Source organism: Actinomadura luzonensis, from assembly GCF_022664455.2.
Taxonomy (GTDB): domain Bacteria; phylum Actinomycetota; class Actinomycetes; order Streptosporangiales; family Streptosporangiaceae; genus Nonomuraea; species Nonomuraea luzonensis.
Genome location: NZ_JAKRKC020000001.1, coordinates 6311448 through 6332694 on the forward strand (window position 1 = coordinate 6311448; position 21247 = coordinate 6332694).

Below are 21247 nucleotides of genomic sequence, written 5' to 3' on the forward strand. Positions count from 1 at the left end.
GCCCCCGCGCTCACCCTTCGAGAGCGGGGGCGGTGAGCCGGCGGACGACCTCGGCCAGCTCCGGGGGCTCCACCCCCGCGGGCAGTTCCCCCTCCGCCGCCCACAGATGCCCGAGGTACGCCTCGCGCTCCTCCTCCGTCAGCCCGCCCGGCCGCACCTCCGGCCGGGCCCCGGGGAAGCGGGCGAGGTAGAACGGCTCGTCCTTCACGTACCGGACGCCGTGCCACCGGAAGTCGCGCCCCACCTCGACGGACAGGTCCAGCACGGCCGAGCCGGGCAGCCCGGTCTCCTCCGTCAGCTCGCGCCGGGCGGCGTCGAGCGGCGTCTCGCCGGGGTCGATGCCGCCGCCGGGCGGCTCCCACACCTCGGCGCGGGCGACCCGGTCGTACCAGTGCAGGAGCAGCACGCGGCCGTCGCGGTCGAGGCAGACGACGCGGGCGGCGGGCCGGGCGCTCACGGGGGCGTGATCCACCCGCCCGAGGCTACCCGGGCGCCGGGACGTGGTTGCGCAGCCGCAGCCCGTCGGGGTAGGGCGAGAAGTAGGTCTGGTCATGGACGTACTCGGCGGCCTCGCCGCGCGCGTGGTGGCGCAGCAGCGTCGTCGGGACGCTCAGCGGCACCAGCCCGGCCCGGTAGGACTCGATCACCTCGACCAGGTCGGCCCGCCGGGTGGGGTCGAGGGCGAGCATGCCCATGCAGTGCTGCAGCACGTTGACGTTGCGGCCCAGGGTGGCCTTGGCGGCCAGGGCCTGCCGGAAGAGCTCGGCGTAGCCGGCGGCGACCTCCTCGCGCGGCCGCACGCCCGCCACGGCGACCACCCGCCCGGCCTCGCGGTAGCGGATCGGGTCGTGGGCGAGCAGTTGCATCTTGTGCCGCGCATGGAAGGCGACCAGGTCGCGCGGCCGCCAGTCGCCGGTCAGCAGCGCCCGCAGCCGGGCGTGCGCGAAGACCCGCTCCACGAAGCTCTCGCGCAGCAGCGCGTCGTGCAGCCGGCCCTCGTCCTCGACCGGCAGCAGCGGGTGGGCGTCGATGATCGCGCCGGCGAACAGGCCCTTGTTGCGCCGGTCGGCGGGCGGCCCGTCGGCGCGGTAGACGGGCACGCCGTGGATGCCGCAGGTGGGGCTCTTGGCCTTGAAGACGTAGCCGTCCACGTCGAGCGCGGCGGCCCGCTCGGCGGCCAGGCCGCGCATGCGGTCGGTGAGGTCGGCGCGGGTGGTGCGGGTCATCAGGCGCGGGCCCTCGTCGGAGACCTCCAGCCGCAGGGTCTCGCGGGGCGCGCCGAGGCCCGCCTCCATCTCGGGGCAGATGCGGACCCAGTCGACGTACGGATCGAGCGCGTCGGACAGGAACCGGTCGCGGCTGTGCCCCCCGTTGTACCTGACCGGCTCGCCCAGCAGGCAGCTCGACACCGCCACCCGGGGCCGCGCGTCCGGCATGCCCGTGATCATCTTTCCATCCAAGCTCGTCAGGGAAACGCGGGCAACCAAGCCCGGGAAGATCAGTCGCAAGCGACCTGCCCGGATCGTCACCGATCATGCGCCTTCACCTCCGTCCCCGCGCGCCGGAGCGGCCAGTTGACCTGGAGCGCGCTCCACTTCGTAGCGTGGGAGCCATGACCACGGCACAACACAAGATCGGTTCGGGGTTCGGCGCGAGGAGCACCGCCGCGGACGTGCTCGCCGGGATCGACCTGTCCGGGAAGCTGGCGATCGTCACCGGGGGCTACTCGGGGCTCGGGCTGGAGACCACGCGCGCCCTGGCCCGCGCCGGCGCCCGGGTCGTCGTCCCGGCCCGCCGCCCCGAGGCCGCCCGCGCGGCCCTCGGCCACCTCGCCGAGGAAGCGGGGGCCGAGGTGGACGAGCTGGACCTCGCCGACCTCGGCAGCGTCCGCGCCTTCGCCGAGCGGTTCCTCGCCACCGGCCGCGACGCCCACCTCGTCATCGCCAACGCCGGCATCATGGCCTGCCCGGAGACCAGGGTCGGCCCCGGCTGGGAGGCCCAGTTCGCCACCAACCACCTCGGTCACTACGCGCTCGTCAACCACCTCTGGCCGGCCGTCGCCCGGGGCGGCGGCCGGGTGGTGTCGGTCTCGTCCGCCGGGCACCGGCAGTCCGCGATCCGCTGGGACGACGTGCAGTTCGAGCGCGGCTACGACAAGTGGCAGGCCTACGGGCAGGCCAAGACCGCCAACATCCTGTTCGCGGTGCACCTCGACGCGCTGGCCCGGCAGGCGGGGGTGCGGGCGTTCGCGCTGCACCCCGGAGCGATCCTCACGCCGCTGCAGCGCCACCTGCCCAAGGAGGAGATGCTCGCCCTCGGCTGGATCGACGAGGCGGGCAACGCCCTGGACCCGAGCTTCAAGACCCCGGAGCAGGGCGCGGCCACCCAGGTGTGGGCGGCCACGTCGCCGCAGCTCGCGGGGATGGGCGGCGTCTACTGCGAGGACTGCGACATCGCGGAGGTCGCCACGGCCGACGAGCCCGGGGTGCGCCCGTACGCGGTGGACCCGGAGCAGGCGGCCCGGCTGTGGCGGCTGTCGGCGGAGCTGACGGGCGTGGACGCGTTCTCCTGACCCGCCTTCCCCTGATCCGCCTTCCCCTGACCCGCCTTCCCCCGACCCGCCTGCTCCTGACGCGCCCTCCTGTCGGAGCCGGAGCCGCCCGTCAGGAGAAGGCGCTGGCCCGGCGTTCGTCCGCCTCGGCCTCGGTGACGCGGCCCAGGGCGCGCAGGGCGACGGCCCGGTTGGCGTACAGGTCGGGCTGGGGCTGCAGGTCGAGGGCGCGGGTGAGGTCGGCGACCGCGCCGTCGAGGTCGCCGTTCGCGTAGCGCAGCACCCCCCGGTTCCCCCACGCCGCCGCCAGGTCGGGCGCGGCCGTCACCGCGCGGTCCAGCGCCGCCCTGGCCGCCGCGAACCGCCCCGCCGCCGTCTCCAGCTGGCCGAGGACCGTCAGCAGGTGCGGATTGCCCGGCGCCAGGGCGAGCCCCGCCTCGACGTCGGCCGCCGCCTCCTCATCGCGCCCGCAGGCGGCCAGCAGCCCGGCGCGGTTGATGTAGGCGTCCAGGTAGCCGGGGTCGAGCTCGACCACCCGGGCGAGGTCGGCGAGCGCTCCCGCGGTGTCGCCGCGCGTGACGCGCAGCTCGGCCCGGTTGTAGTGCGCCTCCGGCAGCGGCGGCCCGGCCCGCATGGCGCGCTCGTAGTCGGCCTGCGCCTCGTCCCGCTGCCCGAGCTTGAACAGCAGGTTGCCGCGCTCCAGGTAGTAGTCGGGGAAGGCGGGGTCGAGGGCGATCGCGGCGGCGTAGTCGTCCAGGGCCTCCTTGTGGCGGCCGAGCGCGGCGAGGAGCTGGGCCCGGTTGGCCAGCAGCACCATGCGGTGCAGCGGGTGCCGCGCGCCCAGCTCGCGCGCCAGCTCCAGGGCCGACTCCACCAGCGCCAGCGCGGCGGCGGGCCGCCCGTGCCGCAGCTCGATCAGGGCCAGCCCGTTGCGGTCGAAGCCGAGCTTGAAGGCGCGCTCGGCGGGGTCGGGCAGGATCGTGGAGATCGCGATCGCCAGGTTGATCCAGCGGCGGGCCCGGCCGAGGTCGCGCTGTCCGGGGTCGGGGTGGCGGGCGTCGAGCATGGCGGTGCCGTACGCCGCCGCGGCGTGCATCTTCGGGTCCTGGCTGGCCTCGCGCACCCGCTCCCACACGGCCAGCGCCTCGGCGGTGCGGCCGAGGCCGCCGAGCGCGGTCGCGGTGCGCTGCGCGAACCGCCACCACGCGGCCCCGCCCGGCTCGGTGCGGGCCATGCCGCGCTCGCCCAGCTCGGCGGCGGCGTGCAGGAACCCCTCGCGCATGGAGCGGTCCACTGCCGCCCACAGCTCGTCGGCGTCGCGGGTGTCGGGAGCGGCCGCCGGGCCGCCGGTGCACAGCAGGAGCGTGAGCGTGGCGGGCGGGACACGCCGCGCCATGACGTCGAGCAGCTCCAGGTCGGTGGGGTCGGCCTCGGCGAGGTTGCACACCGCCAGCGCCAGGCCCGCGGGCACCGCCTCGCGGACGAACTCGGTCAGGCCGTTGGCCAGCCGCAGCGTACGCCGGGGCGCGGGCACGAGGATGCGCTCGTCGTCGGAGAGCCCGGCCTCGGCCGTGACCCGCCGGGCGGGGACCAGCCCGGCCAGTTCGGGCGCCGCCGCGCGGATCTCGATGTCGTGGGCCGCCACCAGCTCGGCCGAGCGTTCCAGGGCCGGCGGCACCAGCCGGCGCAGCAGCGCCGCCGCCACGGTGTAGGGGCCGCGGGGCCGCCGATGCGCGTCGATCATCGGCATCAGCAGCCGCGCGGCCCCCCAGCGGGCGGGTGGTTCGCCCTCGACCCGGAGGTGGGACCTTCCCTCAGTCACCCCTTGTGAATGACGCTGGAGGTCCCAGCCAGCCTCGCGGTTCCAGGCTTGCGGACGACGATGCGTTTCATGACGTACCTCTCACTCGGGGTTGACTCCCTATTATTAGGGCACCCCTACGAATATCAAGGCTGACGGTAAATAAGCCGGTTGAACGGGGATAAGAAGTAGTTGCCTTTTGACTGGCTAATGTCACCTATTTGGCGCGGAACCAGTGCGGCGACGCCGGGATGCGCGTATGTTCGGATTCTTCCATCAAGTCGCACAGACAGCGACCCAGCAGCGTGACCGATCGGCAGCACCCCGGGCCCGGCAGGTTTCTGGTGCGAAGAATGGTGGTGGCGCGTTCTATGAGCCGTTCGAGGCTCGGCTCGCCACCCCCTTTCAACGAACGGGTGTGCCAGGGACAGGAGGCGACGTCCACGCACGCGCTCTTGACGATGTACGGCGTCGGCCCCTCCCCCGCCCGCGGCGGTTCCTCACGTCTGATCCGCCGCTCCGCCAGCGCTCTCGCCGCCATTCGGGAAAGGTCGAGGAGTTCGCGGCGGCCGCGTTCTTTTCCCAGCACGGCGGCCCGGGCCGGCACGGCGAGCAACATCGCGGCGGCCATCAGCCCGCCGCCCACCACCATGCTCCAGCCCACTTCCTCGTTGAACCAGATCACCGCGATGAGCGCGACCCAGAGGGGCTGCGACGACATGAGGATGGCGCTCGGCACGGCGGGCACGTGCGCCTGCCCGTACGAGCGGGCGAGGAACCCGAGCGCGCACGACACGACCGACAGGTGCGCCAGCAGCAGCCAGTCGGGCATGGTGGCGGGCAGCGTGATGCCGTCCCTGGCGCCGACCGCCCCCGTGGTGAGCCCGATGGTGGCGAGCTGGATGAGCGTCAGCGCGTACGGATGGAAGGCCGGCTGCTTGGACAACTGCCCGAGCATGAGCGTGTGGCCGGAGTAGAGCGCCGCCGCGGCGAGCGTGGCCGCGAGCGCGATCAGCGAGACCTCGTGCTCCTCGACCCCGCGCATCAGCGTGAACGTCGTCATCCCGCACAGGGCGGCCACGACGCCGTACCAGATGCGGCGCTGCACCCGCGCCTTGTAGACCACGAGCGCCAGGATCGGCGTCATCACGACGCTGCAGCCGACGGCGAACCCCGACACCGCCGACGGCAGCCCGTGCAGCGCCACGGCCTGCGCGGTCTGCCCGACCCCGAACATCACCCCGAGAACGACCCCGTTGACCCACGTCTCGCGTGGCAGCCGCCGCAGGCAGCGTGGCCTGATCAGCAGGAGCGTCAGCGCCGCGATCAGGTAGCGCTCGGCGAGCAGGTCCTCCACCGGTAACCGGTGGATGAGATCCTTCATCAGCGGGAACGCCGACCCCCAAGCGGCGCTGACGAACAACAGAAGCACGGCTCCCAGGAGGGGTCGGGGAGCGGGCACGACTGCCATGTCAGAAGCATCTCACTACTATTCGCAGCCGTAGATGTACAGCCAGCAAGCCAGTGAGGTTCCTCTACCACTCGGAGTTAAGAGCATCACCCGCGGGTTCGTACATCCATACCGCGCGCGCGAAGGAACGGCCATTTCCTACATATCCCGATACGGGAAATAGGGGGCGTCCTGTCCGGCCGGCGGGACGGTCACGCCGGCGGGCCCGGGAGTCGTCACCGGGAGCACCGCGAGGCGGCGGAGGGAACGGGCCCCAGGAGGGGGATCGATGGGGCCGTCGTCGGAGCTGCCAGCCGGCCGGGCTACCTCGTGCCGGGCTGTTCTTCCAGGACCGCGGGCGGGACCAGGCGTTTCTCGCCGTAGACGACGGTCAGCTCGCCCACGCGCTCCCTGGACAGCTCACGCCAGCCCTGACGGGCGTACAACGCGAGCGCCGCTCCCTGGTTGAGGGTCGTGTCGCCTCTGACGCTGAGGAACCCGAGCTCCACCGCGCGCCGTTCGAGCGCGCGCAGCATGGCCGCACCGAAGCCACGCCGCTGGAACCCGGGATGGACGCGCAACCGGCACACCTCGGCCGTCGCGCTGTCGACGGGTCTCAGCCCGCCCATCGCGACCACGCGCCCGCCCGTCTCCCCGACGAGGAAGTCGCCGCCGCACGCCAGGTAGATGTCCTGGATGCGGGGGAAGTCGTCGTCGTAGTAGACGCCGTCACCCGGGAACAGGCCCACCTCCGCGAGGCAGATCTGATGGAGCGCGAGGATGGTGTCGAGGTCGGACCAGCGATAGCGACGGATCGTCAGCTTCACGCACCGCCCCCTTTCAGCTGAGCGCTCGGCCGCCGCCGCAGCGCGGCGCGGTACTCGTCCAGACCGGGAGCGTCGGGATCACGGGCCATGACGGCCTGCTCCAGCGCCGTGGCCGGGCGCATGATGAAGTCGGTGAGGTACTCGTTGCCGACGAGCAGCAGCGCCTTGGTGCCGATGGCCAGCGCCTCGGGGATGTCGCCGTCGATCAGGCGGCACTGGGCCTGGTCCAGCCGGATCAGCGTCTGGTCGAGGATGTGGTCCTCGTACGCGCTGAGCGCCTGGTCGAGCACCACCTCGGCCTCCAGCGTCTGCCCGAGCTTGGTGAGCACGTCACCCTGGTAGAAGTAGAGCTGCTTCTCGGTGTACCCGAAAGCGAGGTCCTCCTTGTCCTCGTCCTGCATGTGGGTGAAGGCGTTCCTGGCCCGCGCCAGCGCGCGCTTGGCCTGGTCGACGACCTCCTTCTTGCTGTCGGTGCCCGACATCATGGCCAGCGCCCTGGCCTCCACGACCGGGGCCATGGCCTGGGCCACGCACGGCGTGGAGCCGGCCAGGTCGCGGCTCTTCTTGGCCAGGTGCAGCGCCTCGCGGGCGTCGCCGAAGTAGAGGGGGACGAGCGATTCGCGGGCGCAGATCCAGGCCCGCAGCGCGCGGTCGCCGGTCTCGTCGGCCGCCGTGCGCCCGGTGCGGAAGAACGCGCGCGCCAGGCGGTGGTCGCCGAGGTTGATGAGGATCATGCCGCTCAGGCCGGCGAGCTGGGCGGCCATCCGGCACAGCCGCTCCTGCAGGTCGGTCGGCTGACGCCGGGACATCGCGGTGCGCACGGCGCTCAGTTCGAGCAGCACGTCGCACAGCAGCCGCAGCGGCGCGACGCTGGTGTACTGGCGGCCGAAGCTGACCGTCGCCTCCTCCCACTGGTCGAGCATCTGGGCGGAGACGGTGGTCGACACGAGCGTCTCGTCCATGCGGCGCCTGATGCCCTCGCACGCGCCGAGCACCGGGCCGTCGAGCTGCTCGGAGAGGTTCGTGTCGGTGTTGAGCAGATTTAACAGCGTGCGGCGGAGGATGTTCTCGTCCTCCTCCGTCTGGGGGTCGGGCGTCATCGGATGGATCATGAGGCCGCGCTCCAGCGGATGCGGCGGCATGCGCCGGTCGGGGTCGCCGAGCACGCCGGGCATCCGGTGGCCGTGGCCGCAGATGCACGGCGCTTCGAAGCCCAGCGCCGCCGGCTCGACCCGGTAGACCGTGCACAGGTAGTGCAGGTATTCGGGCCCTGGGCGCTTCAGCCCGCTCTCGTAGGCCGACAGCAGCGTCTCGCCGATGCCGGGCTGGGGTTTCTGGTCTCTTTCGAACAGGGCTCTGACCTGCTCGATCACGTCGGCGAGCGCGATGCCGTGCGCCAGCCGATGCGCCTTGATCCGGCTCGTGCTGAACTGCGACGCGCATGCCTCGTGGATCTCGTCAGCGATCTGGGCGGACGTGCGCCCGGCGGCCAGGCCCTTGGCCCGGATCCGTCGCGCGATCTCCGTCTCCCTGTGCTGTCTGCCGGACATCCCGGCCCCTCTCACGCAAGTACCGACCGGTCCGCAACTGATGACAGATCGTAGTCGTCAAGTCGCTGTGCGCCTACCCATGATGATGAAGCAATCAGGGCTGGAAGGAAACGCTTCGCGACCAGACTACGGTTAAGGATCGTCCTCCCAGGGGCTGTTTCTTACAACCCATGAGGGAGAAGCAACTCCCTGTAGCCGGATCCGGCTCGTTGCGCGCGCCGCCGTCTTGAGCCATGTTTGGCCCACCAGCAGCGATTCATAGGAGGACGAACGGTGGGGGACGACGACTACGAGCGGCTGGAGCGCCTCGTTGAGGAGCTCGGTGCTCGCGGGTTGCTCGCGCGAGTGGTCCGGACCCAGAGCGGCCGCAAGTTCGTGCGGGTGATCAACCCGAATGCCACGAGCCTGACCGAGAACGTCACCTGCCGGCCGACTGAGGTATCCGACATGCCGGACTGGTGGTACTGCTGGTCCTGGGGTGAGCGGATGCACACGGCCGACGACCCGGCTGGTGCGGCGACCAAGGTCGCCCGAGTGCTAGCCGCCGTGGGGGAGTGACCACAAGGTGAACCGGGTGGAGCGCAGCCACCCCGGCTCACCGCACCCACGGCGGCCCCTGGGAGCCGGCGGGGTGGCCGGTGCGGAGGGCTACCCGTGCTACGGGGCCCTGGCCATCCCGCCGGTTCCGCCCTTCATGGGCGTGACCGGCACCCGCGCGGCTCGCACCCGCGCGCGGGAACTGAGCCACCCGTCCGGTCCGCCGGGCGGGTGTTCGGGGGATCCCTCCCGGAACCGGCGCGGGACACGCTTCCGGGTGTGTGTCCCGCTCCGAGCCGTCCGTCATCGGAGCGCAGTCTCTCTCCCTCCGCGGCCCAGAGAGCCTGCGACCCCGTCTTCCCCGGCGTGATGTGACGGCGGGCGGTTCGGTCGGCGGTATTTTGGATCCGAGCTAGATCAAATCGGTCCAAAGCCGATCGAACCGCTTCCGGAGGGGGATCCACCCAGTGCTACTGCTGGTGACGCCGTCGCCACAGCCTTCATCGACATCCACGGGGCTGCCCGACTTGGACCAGCTCACGAACGGCATGAGCACGGTCTGCCAGAACGACACGGTGCTCTGCTCTACGCTTGCGGCGATGTTCAACAACGCGCCCTGGGCGCCGCTGGTGGCCACCGGGATCACGATCGTGCTGATCCTGGTGATCGCGTTCCTGCTGCGCAACCTCGCGCACCGGCTGATCACCCGCGTGGTCAACCGGGCCGCCTCGGGCGGCTCCATCACGAGCAGGTTCCGCAAGGGCGCCCCTCCCGACGGCATCGACGTGCTGCTCCACGAGCGGCGCAAGCAGCGGGCCGAGACCATGGGGTCGGTCCTCAAGTACATCGCCTCCATCGTCATCCTGGGCACCGCGGTGCTGACCGTGCTCGACCGGCTGACGATCCCCATCGCGCCCGTGCTGACCAGCGTCGGCATCCTCGGCGTGGCCATCGGCTTCGGCGCCCAGGAGCTGGTGAAGGACTTCATCGCGGGCCTGTTCATGCTGCTGGAGGACCAGTACGGCGTCGGCGACGTGATCGACGCCGGCGCGGCCGTCGGCACCGTCGAGGCGGTGACGCTGCGCGTGACCCGGCTGCGCGACGCGGACGGCCGCGTCTGGTACGTGCGCAACGGCACGATCACCCGGGTCGGCAACGAGTCGCAGGGCTGGTCGCGCGCCTACGTCGACGTCCCGGTCTCCTACGACGCCGACGTGGTCACCGTCAAGGTGCTGCTGGAGCACGTGGCCGAGGAGATGTGGGCCGACCCCGAGCTGCGCGAGAGCAAGATGGTCGAGCCGCCCCAGGTGTACGGCGTGGAGCAGCTCTCCAACAGCGCGCTGGTGTTCCGCGTCACGGTCAAGACCCTGCCCGCCGCGCAGGCCGACGTCGCGCGCGAGCTCCGGCTGCGGGTCAAGGCGGCGATGGACGCCGCGGGCGTCGCCATGGTCGCCATTGCCTAAGCTAGTGCTGTGACTGAGACCTCCTTCTACGATGCCGTCGGCGGCGAGGAGACCTTCCGGCGCCTCGTCCACCGCTTCTACGAAGGGGTCGCCGAAGACCCGGTCCTGCGGCCGCTCTACCCCGAGTCCGACCTCACGGGCGCCGAGGAGCGGCTGCGGGGCTTCCTCGTCCAGTACTGGGGCGGCCCCAAGACCTACAGCGAGCAGCGCGGCCACCCCCGGCTGCGGATGCGCCACATGCCGTTCGTCATCGGCGAGCCCGAGCGCGACGCCTGGCTGCGGCACATGCGCGACGCGGTCGACTCCCTCGGCCTGCCGGAGGAGCAGGAGACCCGGCTCTGGGACTATCTGGTCTACGCCGCCCACAGCTTGGTGAACTCCCCTGCTTGATGGGGCATGAGAGGCCACATGGAGATCCCCTGGTGGCGTGACGCCGTCGTTTACGAGATCTATGTACGCAGCTTCGCCGACGCCTCGGGAGACGGCGTCGGCGACCTGGCCGGGGTGCGGCAGCGGCTGCCGTACCTGAGCCGGCTGGGGGTGGACGCCGTCTGGCTGACCCCGTTCTACCCCTCCCCCATGGCCGACGGCGGCTACGACGTCGCCGACTACCGCGACGTCGACCCGCTGTTCGGCTCGCTCGCCGACTTCGACGCGCTGGTCGCCGAGGCGCACGAGCTGGGCCTGCGGGTGATCGTGGACATCGTGCCCAACCACAGCTCCGACCGGCATCCCTGGTTCCAGGCCGCGCTGCGGGGCGAGCACCGCGACCGCTACATCTTCCGCGACACGACCAACAACTGGCAGTCCACCTTCAGCGGCCCGGCCTGGACCCAGGCGCCGGACGGCCAGTACTACCTGCACCTGTTCGCCCCGGGGCAGCCCGACTTCAACTGGCGCAACCCCGAGGTGCACGAGGAGTTCCTCGACGTGCTGCGCTTCTGGCTGGAGCGCGGGGTCGACGGGTTCCGCATCGACGTGGCGATGGGCCTGTACAAGGCGGAGGGCCTGCCCGACGTGGGCGACCAGTCGTTCAAGGCGGCCTCGCCCATCTGGGGGCAGCCCGAGGTGCACGGCGTCTACCGCGAGTGGCGGCGGCTGCTCGACGGCTACCCGGGCGAGCGGATGGCCGTGGGCGAGGTCTGGACCGACAGCCCCGAGGACCTCGCCCGCTACGTGCGCCCCGACGAGCTGCAGCAGAGCTTCAACTTCGCCTGGCTGCAGGCGCCGTGGTCGCCGACGGCGTTCAAGAAGGTGATCGACGACACGCTGGGCACGGTGCCGTTCGCGACGTGGGTGCTGTCCAACCACGACGTGGTGCGCCACCGCACCCGCTACGAGACCGCCGACCCGGGCACCGGCCTCGCGCGGGCGCGGGCGGCGCTGCTGACGATGCTGGCCCTGCCCGGCTCCGCCTACCTCTACCAGGGCGAGGAGCTGGGGCTGCCCGAGGTCGTGGACCTGCCGGCCGAGGCCAGGCAGGACCCGGTGTTCTTCCAGTCGGAGGGCAAGCTGCCGGGCCGCGACGGCTGCCGGGTGCCGATCCCGTGGACGGTGGACCCGCCCTCGTACGGGTTCTCGCCCGACGCGGTGGAGCCGTGGCTGCCGCAGCCGCCGTCGTTCGCGGAGCTGAGCGTGGAGAAGCAGGAGGGCGACAGCGACTCGACGCTGGAGTTCTACCGCCGGGCCCTGGCCACCCGTCGTGACCTGGTCCGAGAGATTCCTTACACCTTGGAGTGGCTGGATTCTCCCGAGGGTGCGCTTTTCTTCACCCGCGGCGACCTGATCTGCGCGATCAACTGCGGCTTCCGCGCGGTACGCCTGCCCGAGCACGACGCGGTGATCCTGGCGAGCGGCCCGGTCAAGGGCGGCCTGCTGCCCCCCGACACCGCGGTGTGGCTGCGCCGCGCGTCATGACCGCGCCGCCCGCTCCCCCCGCCACGGCACCACCGGCACCGACAGCAGCGTGCAGGCCAGGCCCACACCGAAGCCCGCCCAGAAGCCGGCGCGTTCCATGAGCACGCCGGCCAGCGGGGTGGCGGCCAGGGAGACGGTGTTCTGCAGGGTGTTGTGGGTGCCGAGCACCCGGCCGGCCCAGGCGGGCCCGGCCAGCTCGCCCGCGGCGAGGTAGGCGAGGCCGTTGCCGGCCACGGTCGCCACGGCGGCCAGCGCCAGCATGGCGGGGCCCGGCCAGGTGCGGGTGAAGGTGCCGGCGACCAGCAGGCCCAGCACGACGAGGCTGGCGAAGGTGATCAGCAGCAGGGGCCGCATGCGCAGCCCGACCCGGTCCGACCAGCGGCCGACGGCGATGCGCACCGCGGCCCCGCCGATCGCCGCCGCGCCGAACAGCCGGCCCGCGTCCACGGCGTCCCACCGGTAGAGCTCGACCAGGCAGGTCACGCCGTACGTGCTGACCACGATCTGGGGCACCACGTGCAGCGCGCTGGTGGCGTGCACCCGCCAGAGCGCGCGCTGCCGGTACGGCGAGCCGTCCTGCGCCGGGCCCTGCCCGGCGAGCCCGTGCGGCGGCTCGGCCAGGAACAGCGCGGCGAGCACCGCGGCCAGCAGGCTCACGCCCGCGCAGACGAGCAGCACCCCGGGCAGGCCGTGGGCCCGCGCGACCGGCGGCAGCACGAACGCGCCCACCGCCATGCCCAGCGTGAAGGAGACCTGCCGCAGGCCCATGGCGACCCCGCGCTCGGGCGGCCGGAACCAGCGCAGCACGATCCGCCCGCCGCCCACCATGGCCGCCGAGCCGGCCGCGCCGGCCAGCGCGAGCAGCGCGACCACCGCCCAGGCCCGCTCGACGAAGGCCACGGCGGCGAACAGCACGGCCGCCAGGCCGACGCCGGTGCCGAGGATCACCCGCTCGCCGTGCCGGTCGGCCAGCGCGCCCCACCCGACGAGCGCCGCCAGGATGCCGAAGGCCGGAGCGTTGGCGATGACGCCGGCCACCGGCAGCGAGACCCCGAAGTGGCGCTGGATCTCCGGCATGACCAGGGGTAAGCCGAACAGCCCGAGGGTCACGCCGGCGTGCGCGTTGACGCCCAGGGCCAGCATCCACCAGCGTCTCATCGCGCCCGCTTCAGCCCGAGAAGCGTTTCAGGTAGGCCAGTTCGTCCTCGCCGAGCCGGCGCGGCGCGGCCCGCTCGACGTCGTAGGCGGCGATCACCGAGGAGGCCGTCACGTAGAGCTCGGCGTCGTCGCGGATCTCGTAGCGCAGCCGGAATCGCACGGCCCTGACCTCCTCGACCCACGTCTCCACGCGCACCGGGTCGGGCCGGAAGCCGAGCGGGCGGCGGTAGTCGACCTCGTGCCGGGTGACGACCAGGCCGCCGAACGGCTGCTCCCCCGCCTTGTGCAGGTCGATGGCGAACATGGCGAAGCGGGCGTCCTCCAGGTAGTCGAGGAAGCGGACGTTGTTCACGTGCCCCTGGGAGTCGACGTCGCCGAAGCGCACCATGCGGAGGTGGACGTGCCGTCGGGGACCGTTGCGTTCAACCACCTGGCCACCGTACCGGGTCCCGGTCAGGCCGCCCTGCGCCGGGCCAGGCAGGCCAGCACGGTCAGCACCGAGATCGCGGCCATGGTGCCGAGGGCGTAGCGGTAGCCGGTGACGAGCTGCCCGACCGCGTCGGCCGAGAGCCGGGCCAGCGTGCCGGCGAAGACCTGCTGGTGCAGGGCGGCCGGGAGCGGGGCGGTGATGACCGACAGGACCAGGCCGGTGCCGACGACGTTGCCGGTGTTCTGGAGCATGAGGCGCATGGCGTTGACGATGCCGAGCCGGTCGGAGGGCAGGCCGTCGAGGATGGCGGTGGTGTTGGACGGCAGGAACACGCCGGAGCCGAGCCCGATGAGCACCAGTCCGGCCGCCATGGCCGGGTAGGGGGCGTCGGTGGAGACCACGGTCAGCATGACCAGCAGCCCGCACGTGGTGGTCGCGGCCCCGCCGACGGCCAGCGTGCGCGCGCTGAGCAGGCGTTGCAGGAAGCCGGAGACGACGGAGGCGGTCATCGCGGCGATCGCCAGCGGCAGCACCTTGAGCCCGGCCCGCACGGGGTCGTCGCCGTGCACGGCCTGGAAGTAGAGCGCGACCAGGAACACCATGCCCATGCGGGCGACCGCGTTGAGGAACGAGGCGAGCGTCCCGAAGGCGAAGGCCCGGTCGCGGAACAGCCCGAGGTCCACCACGGGGTGGGCGGCCCGGCGCTCCCGGGCCAGGAAGAGCGGCAGCCCGGCGGCGAAGGCCACCAGCCCCGCCACCACGACCGGGTGGTTCCAGCCGAGCCGGGTGAACTCCGACAGGGCGAGCAGCAGCCCGCCGAGCGTGACCAGCACGAGCAGGCTGCCGGGCAGGTCGAGGCCGCTCTCGCGGCGGCCGGGGGCGGGCCTGCGCAGCACGAGCGCGCCCCAGACCAGGCAGATCGCGCCGATCGGCACATTGAACCAGAACACCCAGCGCCAGCCGAGGGTCTCGGCCAGGAAGCCGCCGAGCGTCGGCCCGATCAGCCCGGCGATGGAGAACGAGGCGATGTAGACGCCCATGCCCTCCCCCAGCCGCTCGCGCGGGAAGGCGTCGCTGACCAGCGCGGCGCTGTTGGTGAGCAGCATGGCGGCGCCGGCGGCCTGCACGACCCGCAGCGCCACGATGACCCAGGCGTTGGGGGCCATCCCGGCGAGGAGCGCGGCGACGGTGTAGGTGCCCAGCCCGAGCAGGTACATCCGGCGCCTGCCGAACATGTCGGCCAGCCGCCCCAATACCACCATGAGGACGGTCGTGGTCAACTGGAAGCCCAGGAGGATCCAGCCCGCGGCCGTGGCGTCGGCTCCGGTGTGCCGGGCGATCTCGGGCAGCGCGACGTTCATCGAGCTGCCGCCGAGACCGGTCAGCACGCTGGCGAGGCTCACGACCGACAACGTTCGCCAGGCCTGGCCCATGGAGGTGGTGGGGGTCGTGAGCGTCAAGAGACCCTGTCCTTTCTAGATTTTAATACTAGAATCCAGTTCGCATCGTCAGCCGGTCAAGGATCGAGGTGTCGGATGAGCGGGATAGTCGACGGCCGCGTGGTCATCGTCACGGGCGGAGCGCGGGGCATCGGGCGAGGTCACGCGCTCGAGTTCGCCCGGCAGGGCGCGAAGGTGGTGGTCAACGACCTGGGCGCGGAGGTGGACGGCACCGGCTCCTCCGGTGCCGCGGCCGAGGTGGTGGCCGAGATCGAGGCCATGGGCGGCCAGGCGATCGTCAACGGCGAGGACGTCTCCGACTTCGAGGGCGCAGAACGCCTCGTGCGGGCCGCGATCGAGCACTTCGGCGACCTGCACGTGCTGGTCAACAACGCGGGCATCCTGCGCGACCGCATGCTGGTCAACATGACCGCCGAGGAATGGGACGCGGTCATCAGGGTGCACCTGCGGGGAACGTTCGCGCCGCTGCGCCATGCCGCCGCCTACTGGCGGAACAAGGCCAAGGCGGGCGAACCGGTGGATGCCCGGATCATCAACACGACCTCGTCCTCCGGCATCTACGGTAACCCGGGACAGGGCAACTACGGCGCGGCCAAGGCCGGCATCGCGGGCCTGACCGTCATCGCGGCCAGGGAGCTGGAGCGTTACGGCGTCACCGTCAACGCCGTCGCCCCCGCCGCCCTGACCCGCATGACGGAGAACCTCATCCCGGCCGGCGTCAAGGGCGCCGACCCCGACGACATCGCGCCGCTGGTGGTCTGGCTGGCCAGCGCCGAGGCGCGCGGCATCACCGGCCGGGTCTTCAACGTGCGCGGCGGCGCGATCAGCGTGGCCGAGGGCTGGCACGCCGGCCCCGGCGTGGACAAGGGCTCGCGGTGGGACCCGGCCGAGCTGGGCGCGGTCATCCCCGCCCTGGTCGACAAGGCCGCGCCGAACGCCCTCACCAACGGCCGCATACCGGGACGGGAGGACTGACCATGGGGCTCGACCACGGCGTCGTCGGCCACGAGGGGCCGGCGTACGAGCACACCTGGACCGCCAAGGACACCATGCTGTACGCGCTCGGCGTCGGCGCGGGCACCTCGGAGCTGGAGTTCACCACCGAGAAGGGGCAGCGGGTGCTGCCCACGTTCGCGGTGCTGGCCGCGCAGTCGCCGGGGCGGCGGCTCGGCGACTTCGACCGGGCCATGCTGGTGCACGCCGAGCAGGCGTTCGAGCTGTTCCGCGAGCTGCCGGCGGCCGGCGGGGTGCGCACCTCCAGCACGGTCACCGGCATCTACGACAAGGGCTCCGGCGCGCTCGTCACCTCCGAGGCGCGGGCGGTGGACCTGCGGACCGGCGAGCCCGTGATCGTCAGCAGGAGCGCGGTGTTCATCAGGGGCGAGGGCGGCTTCGGCGGCGAGCGCGGGCCGCGCGACGACTGGGCGCTGCCCGACCGGGCCCCCGACCACAAGATCACCTACGCGACGCGGCCCGAGCAGGCGCTGATCTACCGCCTGTCCGGCGACTACAACCCGCTGCACAGCGATCCGGAGTTCGCCGGGCGGGCGGGCTTCGACCGGCCGATCCTGCACGGGCTGTGCACGTACGGGGTGACCGGGCGGGCGCTGCTGCACGTGCTGGCGGGCTCGGACCCGTCGCGGTTCAAGGCGATGTCGGGCCGCTTCACCAGCCCGGTCTTCCCCGGCGAGTCGCTGACCGTGTCGATCTGGGCGGACGGGCCCGAGGTGCTGTTCAGGACGGCGAAGGACGACGGGACGGTGGTGATCGACCGCGGCCGGGCCACGATCACGCCGGGCTGAGGCCGGGCTCAGCCCTCGTCGAGCACCTTCAGGGGGTCGAGGCGGCGGATCAGCGTCATCGCCGCCTCGATGACCTCCTGGGCCTCCTCCTCGGTGTCGGAGGTGGCGACCTCGCGGGCCGCCTCGCCGATGATGCTGGTCAGCACGGCCACGGTGAAGCGGTCGAGCGGGTCGCCTCCGGCGCCGAGCAGGACGGCGTTCTGGCGTACCCACTCGCGGCCCCGGGTGCGGCGGATCAGCTCGAAGCCCGGCGGCCCGTCGCCGTCGATGAACAGGCGGACGAGGTCGCGGCGCTCCCAGGCGCCGGCGAGGTAGGCGCGGGCCCCGGCGATCAGCAGCTCGACCGGGTCGCTCACGCCCTCCTTCTTGGCCTTGGAGACGCTGGAGGCGGCGGCCTGCTCGTGGGCCGCCTGGTGGTCCTCGTACAGGGCGAGGAACAGCTCGGTCTTGCCGCCGAAGTGGTGGTAGAGGCTGCCGACGCTGGAGCCGGCGCGGGCCACCACCTCCGAGACGTTGGCCTCGGCGAAGCCGTGCTCGCTGAAGACCTCGCGCGCCGCCTGGAGCATGCTCTTGCGGGTCTGCGCGGTGCGGCTCCACTCCCACGAGGACTTGCGTGCCATGCGTGCCATCGTATCGCTCCTAAATTCTAGAATCTGATTCTTGACACCGGCCGCTCGCGCCTAGAATGTATTCCTAGAGAAAGATTCTAGAAATTTCCGCAGGCAGGAGGCGGCCGTGGACTTCTCGCTCACCCCCGAGGAACGGCAGATCCGCGACACCGTACGGTCCTTCATCGAGAAGGAGGTCATGCCGCTGGAGCCCGAGGTGCTGCGCAACGAGCGCGAGGGCCGGCCGGGGCTCGACCGCGACACGCTGCGCGACCTGCGGGCCAAGGCCAGGAAGTCGGGCTTCTGGGGCATCAACACGCCCGAGGAGTACGGCGGAGCCGCCCTCGGCCCGATCATGTCCGCCATCATCGCCATGGAGGTCGGGCGCACCTTCGTCCCGTTCAGCTTCGGCGGCAGCGCCGACAACATTCTCTACGCCGGCACCGAGGAGCAGAAGCGCCGCTACCTGCTGCCCACCATCGAGGGCGAGCGCCGCTCCTGCTTCGCGATCACCGAGCCGGGCGCCGGCTCCGACGCCCGCAACATCCGCACCAAGGCCGTCCGCGACGGCAGCGAGTGGATCATCAACGGCGAGAAGACCTTCATCACCAACGGCAGCGAGGCCGACTTCGTCATGGTCTTCGCGGTGGCCGAGGAGCACGGCGTCACCTGCTTCCTGGTGGACCGGGACATGGGCTGGAAGTCCGAGCCGATCCCGACCATGGGCGAGTGGGGCCCGGCGTCGCTGGTGTTCCAGGACGTCCGGGTGCCGGAGGAGAACATCCTCGGCGAGCTCGGCAAGGGCTTCGAGCTGGCCATGCAGTGGATCGGCCAGGGCCGCTACATGATCCCCGCCCGGGCGATCGGCTCGGCCGAGCGCATGCTGCAGATGGCCGTCGACTACTCCAGGATCCGCAAGTCGATGGGGCAGACGATCTCGGAGTACCAGGCCATCCAGTGGATGATCGCCGACTCCCAGGTGGAGATCGAGGCGGCCAAGTGGCTGACGCTGTACGCGGCCTGGCGGGTGCAGGAGGGCATGGACGCCCGCCACGCCTCCTCCATCGCCAAGCTCAACGGCGCCGTCATGGCCAACCAGGTCGTCGACCGGGTGCTCCAGATCCACGGGGGTATGGGCTACACCAAGGAGCTGCCGATCGAGCGGTGGTACCGCGAGCTGCGCCTGCTGCGCATCTTCGAGGGCACCGACGAGATCCAGCGGCGTACCATCGCCCGCAACCTGATCAAGGGGCACGCGCGGCTCGGTCTCATCGGGGAGTGATCGCATGTCGGTCGAGGCATCATCGGTCAGGGAGCTGTTCAATCCGCGCTCGATCGCGCTGGTCGGCGCCACGGACAAGTCCGGGTGGTCGGTCAGCACCCTGCTCAACCTGCGCACGCACGGCTTCCCCGGCCCGGTGCACCTGGTCAACCCGCGCGGCGGCGTGGTGCACGGGCAGCCCGCGTACCGCAGTCTCACCGAGATCCCCGAGCCGGTCGACCTGGCCTACGTCATGGTCCCGACCCCGGCGGTGCTCGGCGTGCTGAAGGAGGGCGCCAAGCTCGGCATCCGCGCCTACGTGGTGCTGACGGCCGGCTTCGGCGAGTCGGGCGAGGAGGGCGCGCGGCTGGAGGCCGAGGTCGCCGGCTTCGCCCGCGAGCACGGGCTGACCGTGCTCGGGCCGAACGGCAACGGCTACATCAACGCCGCCGCCGGCGTCACCCCGTACGGGCTGCCCATCCCCGAGCCGCTGCTGCGCGGCTCGGTCGGCGTGGTGCTGCAGAGCGGCGCCCTGGCCAGCTCCGTGCTGGGCTTCGCGCTGGCCCGCAACGTCGGCGTCAGCCTGCTCACCTCGATGGGCAACGAGTCCGTCCTCACGGTCACCGACGTGATGGACTACCTGGTGGACGATCCGGCCACCAAGGTCATCGCGCTGTTCCTGGAGACGATCAGGAACCCGGCCGAGTTCTCCCGGGTGGCGCGGCGGGCGCTGGAAGCCGGCAAGCCGGTCGTGGCGCTGAAGATCGGGCGCAGCAAGCTGGCCTCGCGCACCGCCCAGGCCCACACGGGCGCCCTGGTCGGCGACGACGACGTCATCGACGCGGCCCTGCGGCAGCTCGGCGTGCTCCGGGTGCGCTCGCTCGAAGACCTGATCATCACGGCCGGGCTGCTGGCCGCCACCGGGCCGCTGCCCGGCCGCCGGGTCGGCGTCGTCACGCCGTCCGGCGGCGCCTCGGAGATCATCGCGGACCGGGCCGAGGACGAGGGGCTGGAGCTGCCGCCGTTCGCGCCCGCGACGGTGGCGAAGCTGGCCGGGATCGTCCCGTCCTTCGGCACCGTGCAGAACCCCCTGGACGTGACCGGGTACGTGCTCATCGACCGGACGCTGCTCGGCCGGGCGCTGGAGGTGGTGACCGCCGACCCCGGGATCGACGTGGTGCTCCTGCTGTCGGAGCCGCCGAAGGCCGCGCCGCCCGACCCGGCGCCGGTGTTCGCGCTCTACTCGGCCACCGCGCGGCGCATCGCCGAGTCGCCGGTGCCGGTCGTCGTGGTGAGCAACGTGCTGACGGACGTGACGGAGTTCGGGCGACGGGTGCAGCAGGAGACCGGCTACCCGTACGTGACGGGCGGGATCGAGCACGGGCTGCAGGCCATCGCCGCCGCCGTCCGCTGGTCGGAGACCAGGGAACGGGTGCTGGCCAGGCCCGCCGCCGAGCCGGGGCCGCCGCCGGCCGTGCCCGAGGGGGCGCGCGGGGTGTGGGCCGAGCACCGCGCCGCCGCCCTGCTGGAGGCGGCGGGGCTGCCGGTGGTGCCGTCCGCGCTCGCCGCGACGGCGGAGGAGGCGGTGGCGGCGTCCGACGGGTTCGGCTATCCCGTGGTGCTCAAGGTCGCCGCCGAAGGGCTCGGGCACAAGAGCGACGTCGGCGGGGTGCGGCTCGGCGTGCGCGACGCCGCGGAGGTGCGGCGGGTGCACGCGGAGCTGATGGCGGCGGTGCCCGAGGCGGCGGGCGTGCTCGTCCAGCCGCAGCGCGGCGGCGGGGTCGAGCTGCTGGTCGGCGTCGTTCGCGACCCCGCGTGGGGGCTGACGCTCGCCGTCGGGCTCGGCGGGGTGTGGGTGGAGGTGCTGCGGGACGCGGCGCTGCGGGTGCTGCCGGTGGACGCCGCGGAGGTCCGCCTCGCGCTGTCCGAGCTGCGCGGCGCGGCGCTGCTGCGCGGGGCGCGCGGCGCCGAGCCCGCGGACCTGGACGCGGTGGCGGAGGTGGTGGCGCGGATCGCGGCGTTCGCCGGGAGCCTGGGCGACCGGCTGGAGTCCCTGGAGATCAACCCGCTGCTGGTCACCGGCTCCCGCGTCGAGGCCCTGGACGCGCTGGTGACCTGGCAGGACGGCTGAACCCGACGCCGGCCGGGGTCCGCAGCCCCCGGCCGGCGTCCCCCTCATTCGACCTCGACGGGCAGCTCGTAGATCTCCGTCGTCGGGTGCCCCGCCTTCTCGTGCACGCGCAGCACCGCCTCCTTCGACGGCCCGGACGACAGGCAGAACACCTTGCCCGAGTCCGGGTCGAGCCACGCCCGCTCGAAGTGCACGCCCTCGGAGTCCTCGATCGCGAGGTCCCGCTCGTGCGCCTCGCGCAGCTGTTCCTCGGTGACGCCGACGAACCCGCTGTGGACGTCCATGAACTTGGGCATCGCAC

Annotated in this window: 20 protein-coding genes; 9 read left to right on the forward strand and 11 right to left on the reverse strand. The window is 72.3% G+C overall.

Annotated features, from left to right (window positions below; genetic code table 11):
* Window positions 1-10: 10 nt before the first annotated feature.
* Both MF672_RS29885 and MF672_RS29890 read right to left on the reverse strand, forming a co-directional pair.
* On the reverse strand, window positions 11-472 hold the full coding sequence (locus MF672_RS29885; protein ID WP_242375688.1) for an NUDIX hydrolase: 462 nt from the start codon (window positions 470-472) through the stop codon (window positions 11-13).
* 10 nt (window positions 473-482) lie between these two features.
* Complete coding sequence (locus MF672_RS29890; protein ID WP_242375689.1) at window positions 483-1436, reverse strand: YbgA family protein; 954 nt, start codon at window positions 1434-1436, stop codon at window positions 483-485.
* A gap of 176 nt (window positions 1437-1612) precedes the next feature.
* Between MF672_RS29890 and MF672_RS29895 the strand changes: the two genes are divergently transcribed.
* Window positions 1613-2572, forward strand: coding sequence for an SDR family NAD(P)-dependent oxidoreductase (locus MF672_RS29895; protein ID WP_242375690.1), 960 nt, complete (start codon window positions 1613-1615; stop codon window positions 2570-2572).
* A gap of 91 nt (window positions 2573-2663) precedes the next feature.
* On the opposite strand, the gene MF672_RS29900 is transcribed toward MF672_RS29895, so the two are convergent.
* The 4 genes from MF672_RS29900 to MF672_RS29915 form a co-directional block, all read right to left on the reverse strand.
* Window positions 2664-4373, reverse strand: coding sequence for a tetratricopeptide repeat protein (locus MF672_RS29900; protein WP_242375691.1), 1710 nt, complete (start codon window positions 4371-4373; stop codon window positions 2664-2666).
* Between the two features lie 196 nt (window positions 4374-4569).
* A complete protein-coding gene (locus MF672_RS29905) occupies window positions 4570-5823 on the reverse strand; it encodes a DMT family transporter (RefSeq protein ID WP_302893278.1) in 1254 nt (417 codons plus the stop codon).
* Between the two features lie 302 nt (window positions 5824-6125).
* The gene (locus MF672_RS29910) at window positions 6126-6629 is read right to left on the reverse strand and encodes a GNAT family N-acetyltransferase (RefSeq protein ID WP_242375693.1); all 504 of its coding nucleotides are present in this window, start codon (window positions 6627-6629) and stop codon (window positions 6126-6128) included.
* Complete coding sequence (locus MF672_RS29915; protein WP_242375694.1) at window positions 6626-8179, reverse strand: NsdA family TPR-like regulatory protein; 1554 nt, start codon at window positions 8177-8179, stop codon at window positions 6626-6628. Before MF672_RS29915 ends, MF672_RS29910 begins: the two co-directional genes overlap by 4 nt.
* A 273-nt stretch (window positions 8180-8452) precedes the next feature.
* On the opposite strand from MF672_RS29915, the gene MF672_RS29920 reads away from it, so the two are divergent.
* The 4 genes from MF672_RS29920 to MF672_RS29935 all read left to right on the forward strand — a co-directional run bounded on the left by MF672_RS29920 (window position 8453) and on the right by MF672_RS29935 (window position 12096).
* Entirely contained in the window at window positions 8453-8737 is a 285-nt protein-coding gene (locus MF672_RS29920) for a hypothetical protein (RefSeq protein ID WP_242375695.1), read from the forward strand.
* A gap of 578 nt (window positions 8738-9315) precedes the next feature.
* Window positions 9316-10179 (forward strand): mechanosensitive ion channel family protein, encoded by an 864-nt coding sequence (locus MF672_RS29925; RefSeq protein WP_242375696.1) that lies wholly within the window; start codon window positions 9316-9318, stop codon window positions 10177-10179.
* 9 nt (window positions 10180-10188) lie between these two features.
* The gene (locus MF672_RS29930) at window positions 10189-10569 is read left to right on the forward strand and encodes a globin (protein ID WP_242375697.1); all 381 of its coding nucleotides are present in this window, start codon (window positions 10189-10191) and stop codon (window positions 10567-10569) included.
* Between the two features lie 18 nt (window positions 10570-10587).
* Complete coding sequence (locus MF672_RS29935) at window positions 10588-12096, forward strand: glycoside hydrolase family 13 protein (RefSeq protein WP_242375698.1); 1509 nt, start codon at window positions 10588-10590, stop codon at window positions 12094-12096.
* Here MF672_RS29935 and MF672_RS29940 read toward each other — a convergent pair.
* The 3 genes from MF672_RS29940 to MF672_RS29950 are packed head-to-tail and all read right to left on the reverse strand — an operon-like array spanning window position 12091 to window position 15144.
* Window positions 12091-13254, reverse strand: a complete 1164-nt coding sequence (locus tag MF672_RS29940; protein ID WP_242375699.1) for an MFS transporter — start codon at window positions 13252-13254, stop codon at window positions 12091-12093. The two genes, MF672_RS29935 and MF672_RS29940, sit on opposite strands and share 6 nt — an antisense overlap.
* Window positions 13255-13264: 10 nt before the next feature.
* The gene (locus tag MF672_RS29945; RefSeq protein WP_407654752.1) at window positions 13265-13684 is read right to left on the reverse strand and encodes an acyl-CoA thioesterase; all 420 of its coding nucleotides are present in this window, start codon (window positions 13682-13684) and stop codon (window positions 13265-13267) included.
* 23 nt (window positions 13685-13707) lie between these two features.
* Window positions 13708-15144, reverse strand: a complete 1437-nt coding sequence (locus MF672_RS29950; protein WP_242375700.1) for an MFS transporter — start codon at window positions 15142-15144, stop codon at window positions 13708-13710.
* Window positions 15145-15219: 75 nt separating this feature from the next.
* Here MF672_RS29950 and MF672_RS29955 point away from each other — a divergent pair, with 75 nt between their 5' ends.
* On the forward strand, window positions 15220-16119 hold the full coding sequence (locus MF672_RS29955; protein WP_242375701.1) for an SDR family oxidoreductase: 900 nt from the start codon (window positions 15220-15222) through the stop codon (window positions 16117-16119).
* Window positions 16120-16121: 2 nt separating this feature from the next.
* Window positions 16122-16946 (forward strand): MaoC/PaaZ C-terminal domain-containing protein, encoded by an 825-nt coding sequence (locus MF672_RS29960; protein ID WP_242375702.1) that lies wholly within the window; start codon window positions 16122-16124, stop codon window positions 16944-16946.
* A gap of 8 nt (window positions 16947-16954) precedes the next feature.
* Here the strand turns inward: MF672_RS29960 and MF672_RS29965 are convergent, their stop codons facing one another.
* Complete coding sequence (locus tag MF672_RS29965; protein ID WP_242375703.1) at window positions 16955-17566, reverse strand: TetR/AcrR family transcriptional regulator; 612 nt, start codon at window positions 17564-17566, stop codon at window positions 16955-16957.
* 115 nt (window positions 17567-17681) lie between these two features.
* On the opposite strand from MF672_RS29965, the gene MF672_RS29970 reads away from it, so the two are divergent.
* Together MF672_RS29970 and MF672_RS29975 are read left to right on the forward strand one after the other, a co-directional pair.
* Window positions 17682-18836, forward strand: coding sequence for an acyl-CoA dehydrogenase family protein (locus MF672_RS29970; RefSeq protein ID WP_242375704.1), 1155 nt, complete (start codon window positions 17682-17684; stop codon window positions 18834-18836).
* A gap of 4 nt (window positions 18837-18840) precedes the next feature.
* A complete protein-coding gene (locus tag MF672_RS29975) occupies window positions 18841-20946 on the forward strand; it encodes an acetate--CoA ligase family protein (protein WP_242375705.1) in 2106 nt (701 codons plus the stop codon).
* Window positions 20947-20990: 44 nt separating this feature from the next.
* Here MF672_RS29975 and MF672_RS29980 read toward each other — a convergent pair whose 3' ends face one another.
* On the reverse strand, window positions 20991-21242 hold the full coding sequence (locus MF672_RS29980; RefSeq protein WP_242375706.1) for an SCO4226 family nickel-binding protein: 252 nt from the start codon (window positions 21240-21242) through the stop codon (window positions 20991-20993).
* Window positions 21243-21247 lie beyond the last annotated feature (5 nt).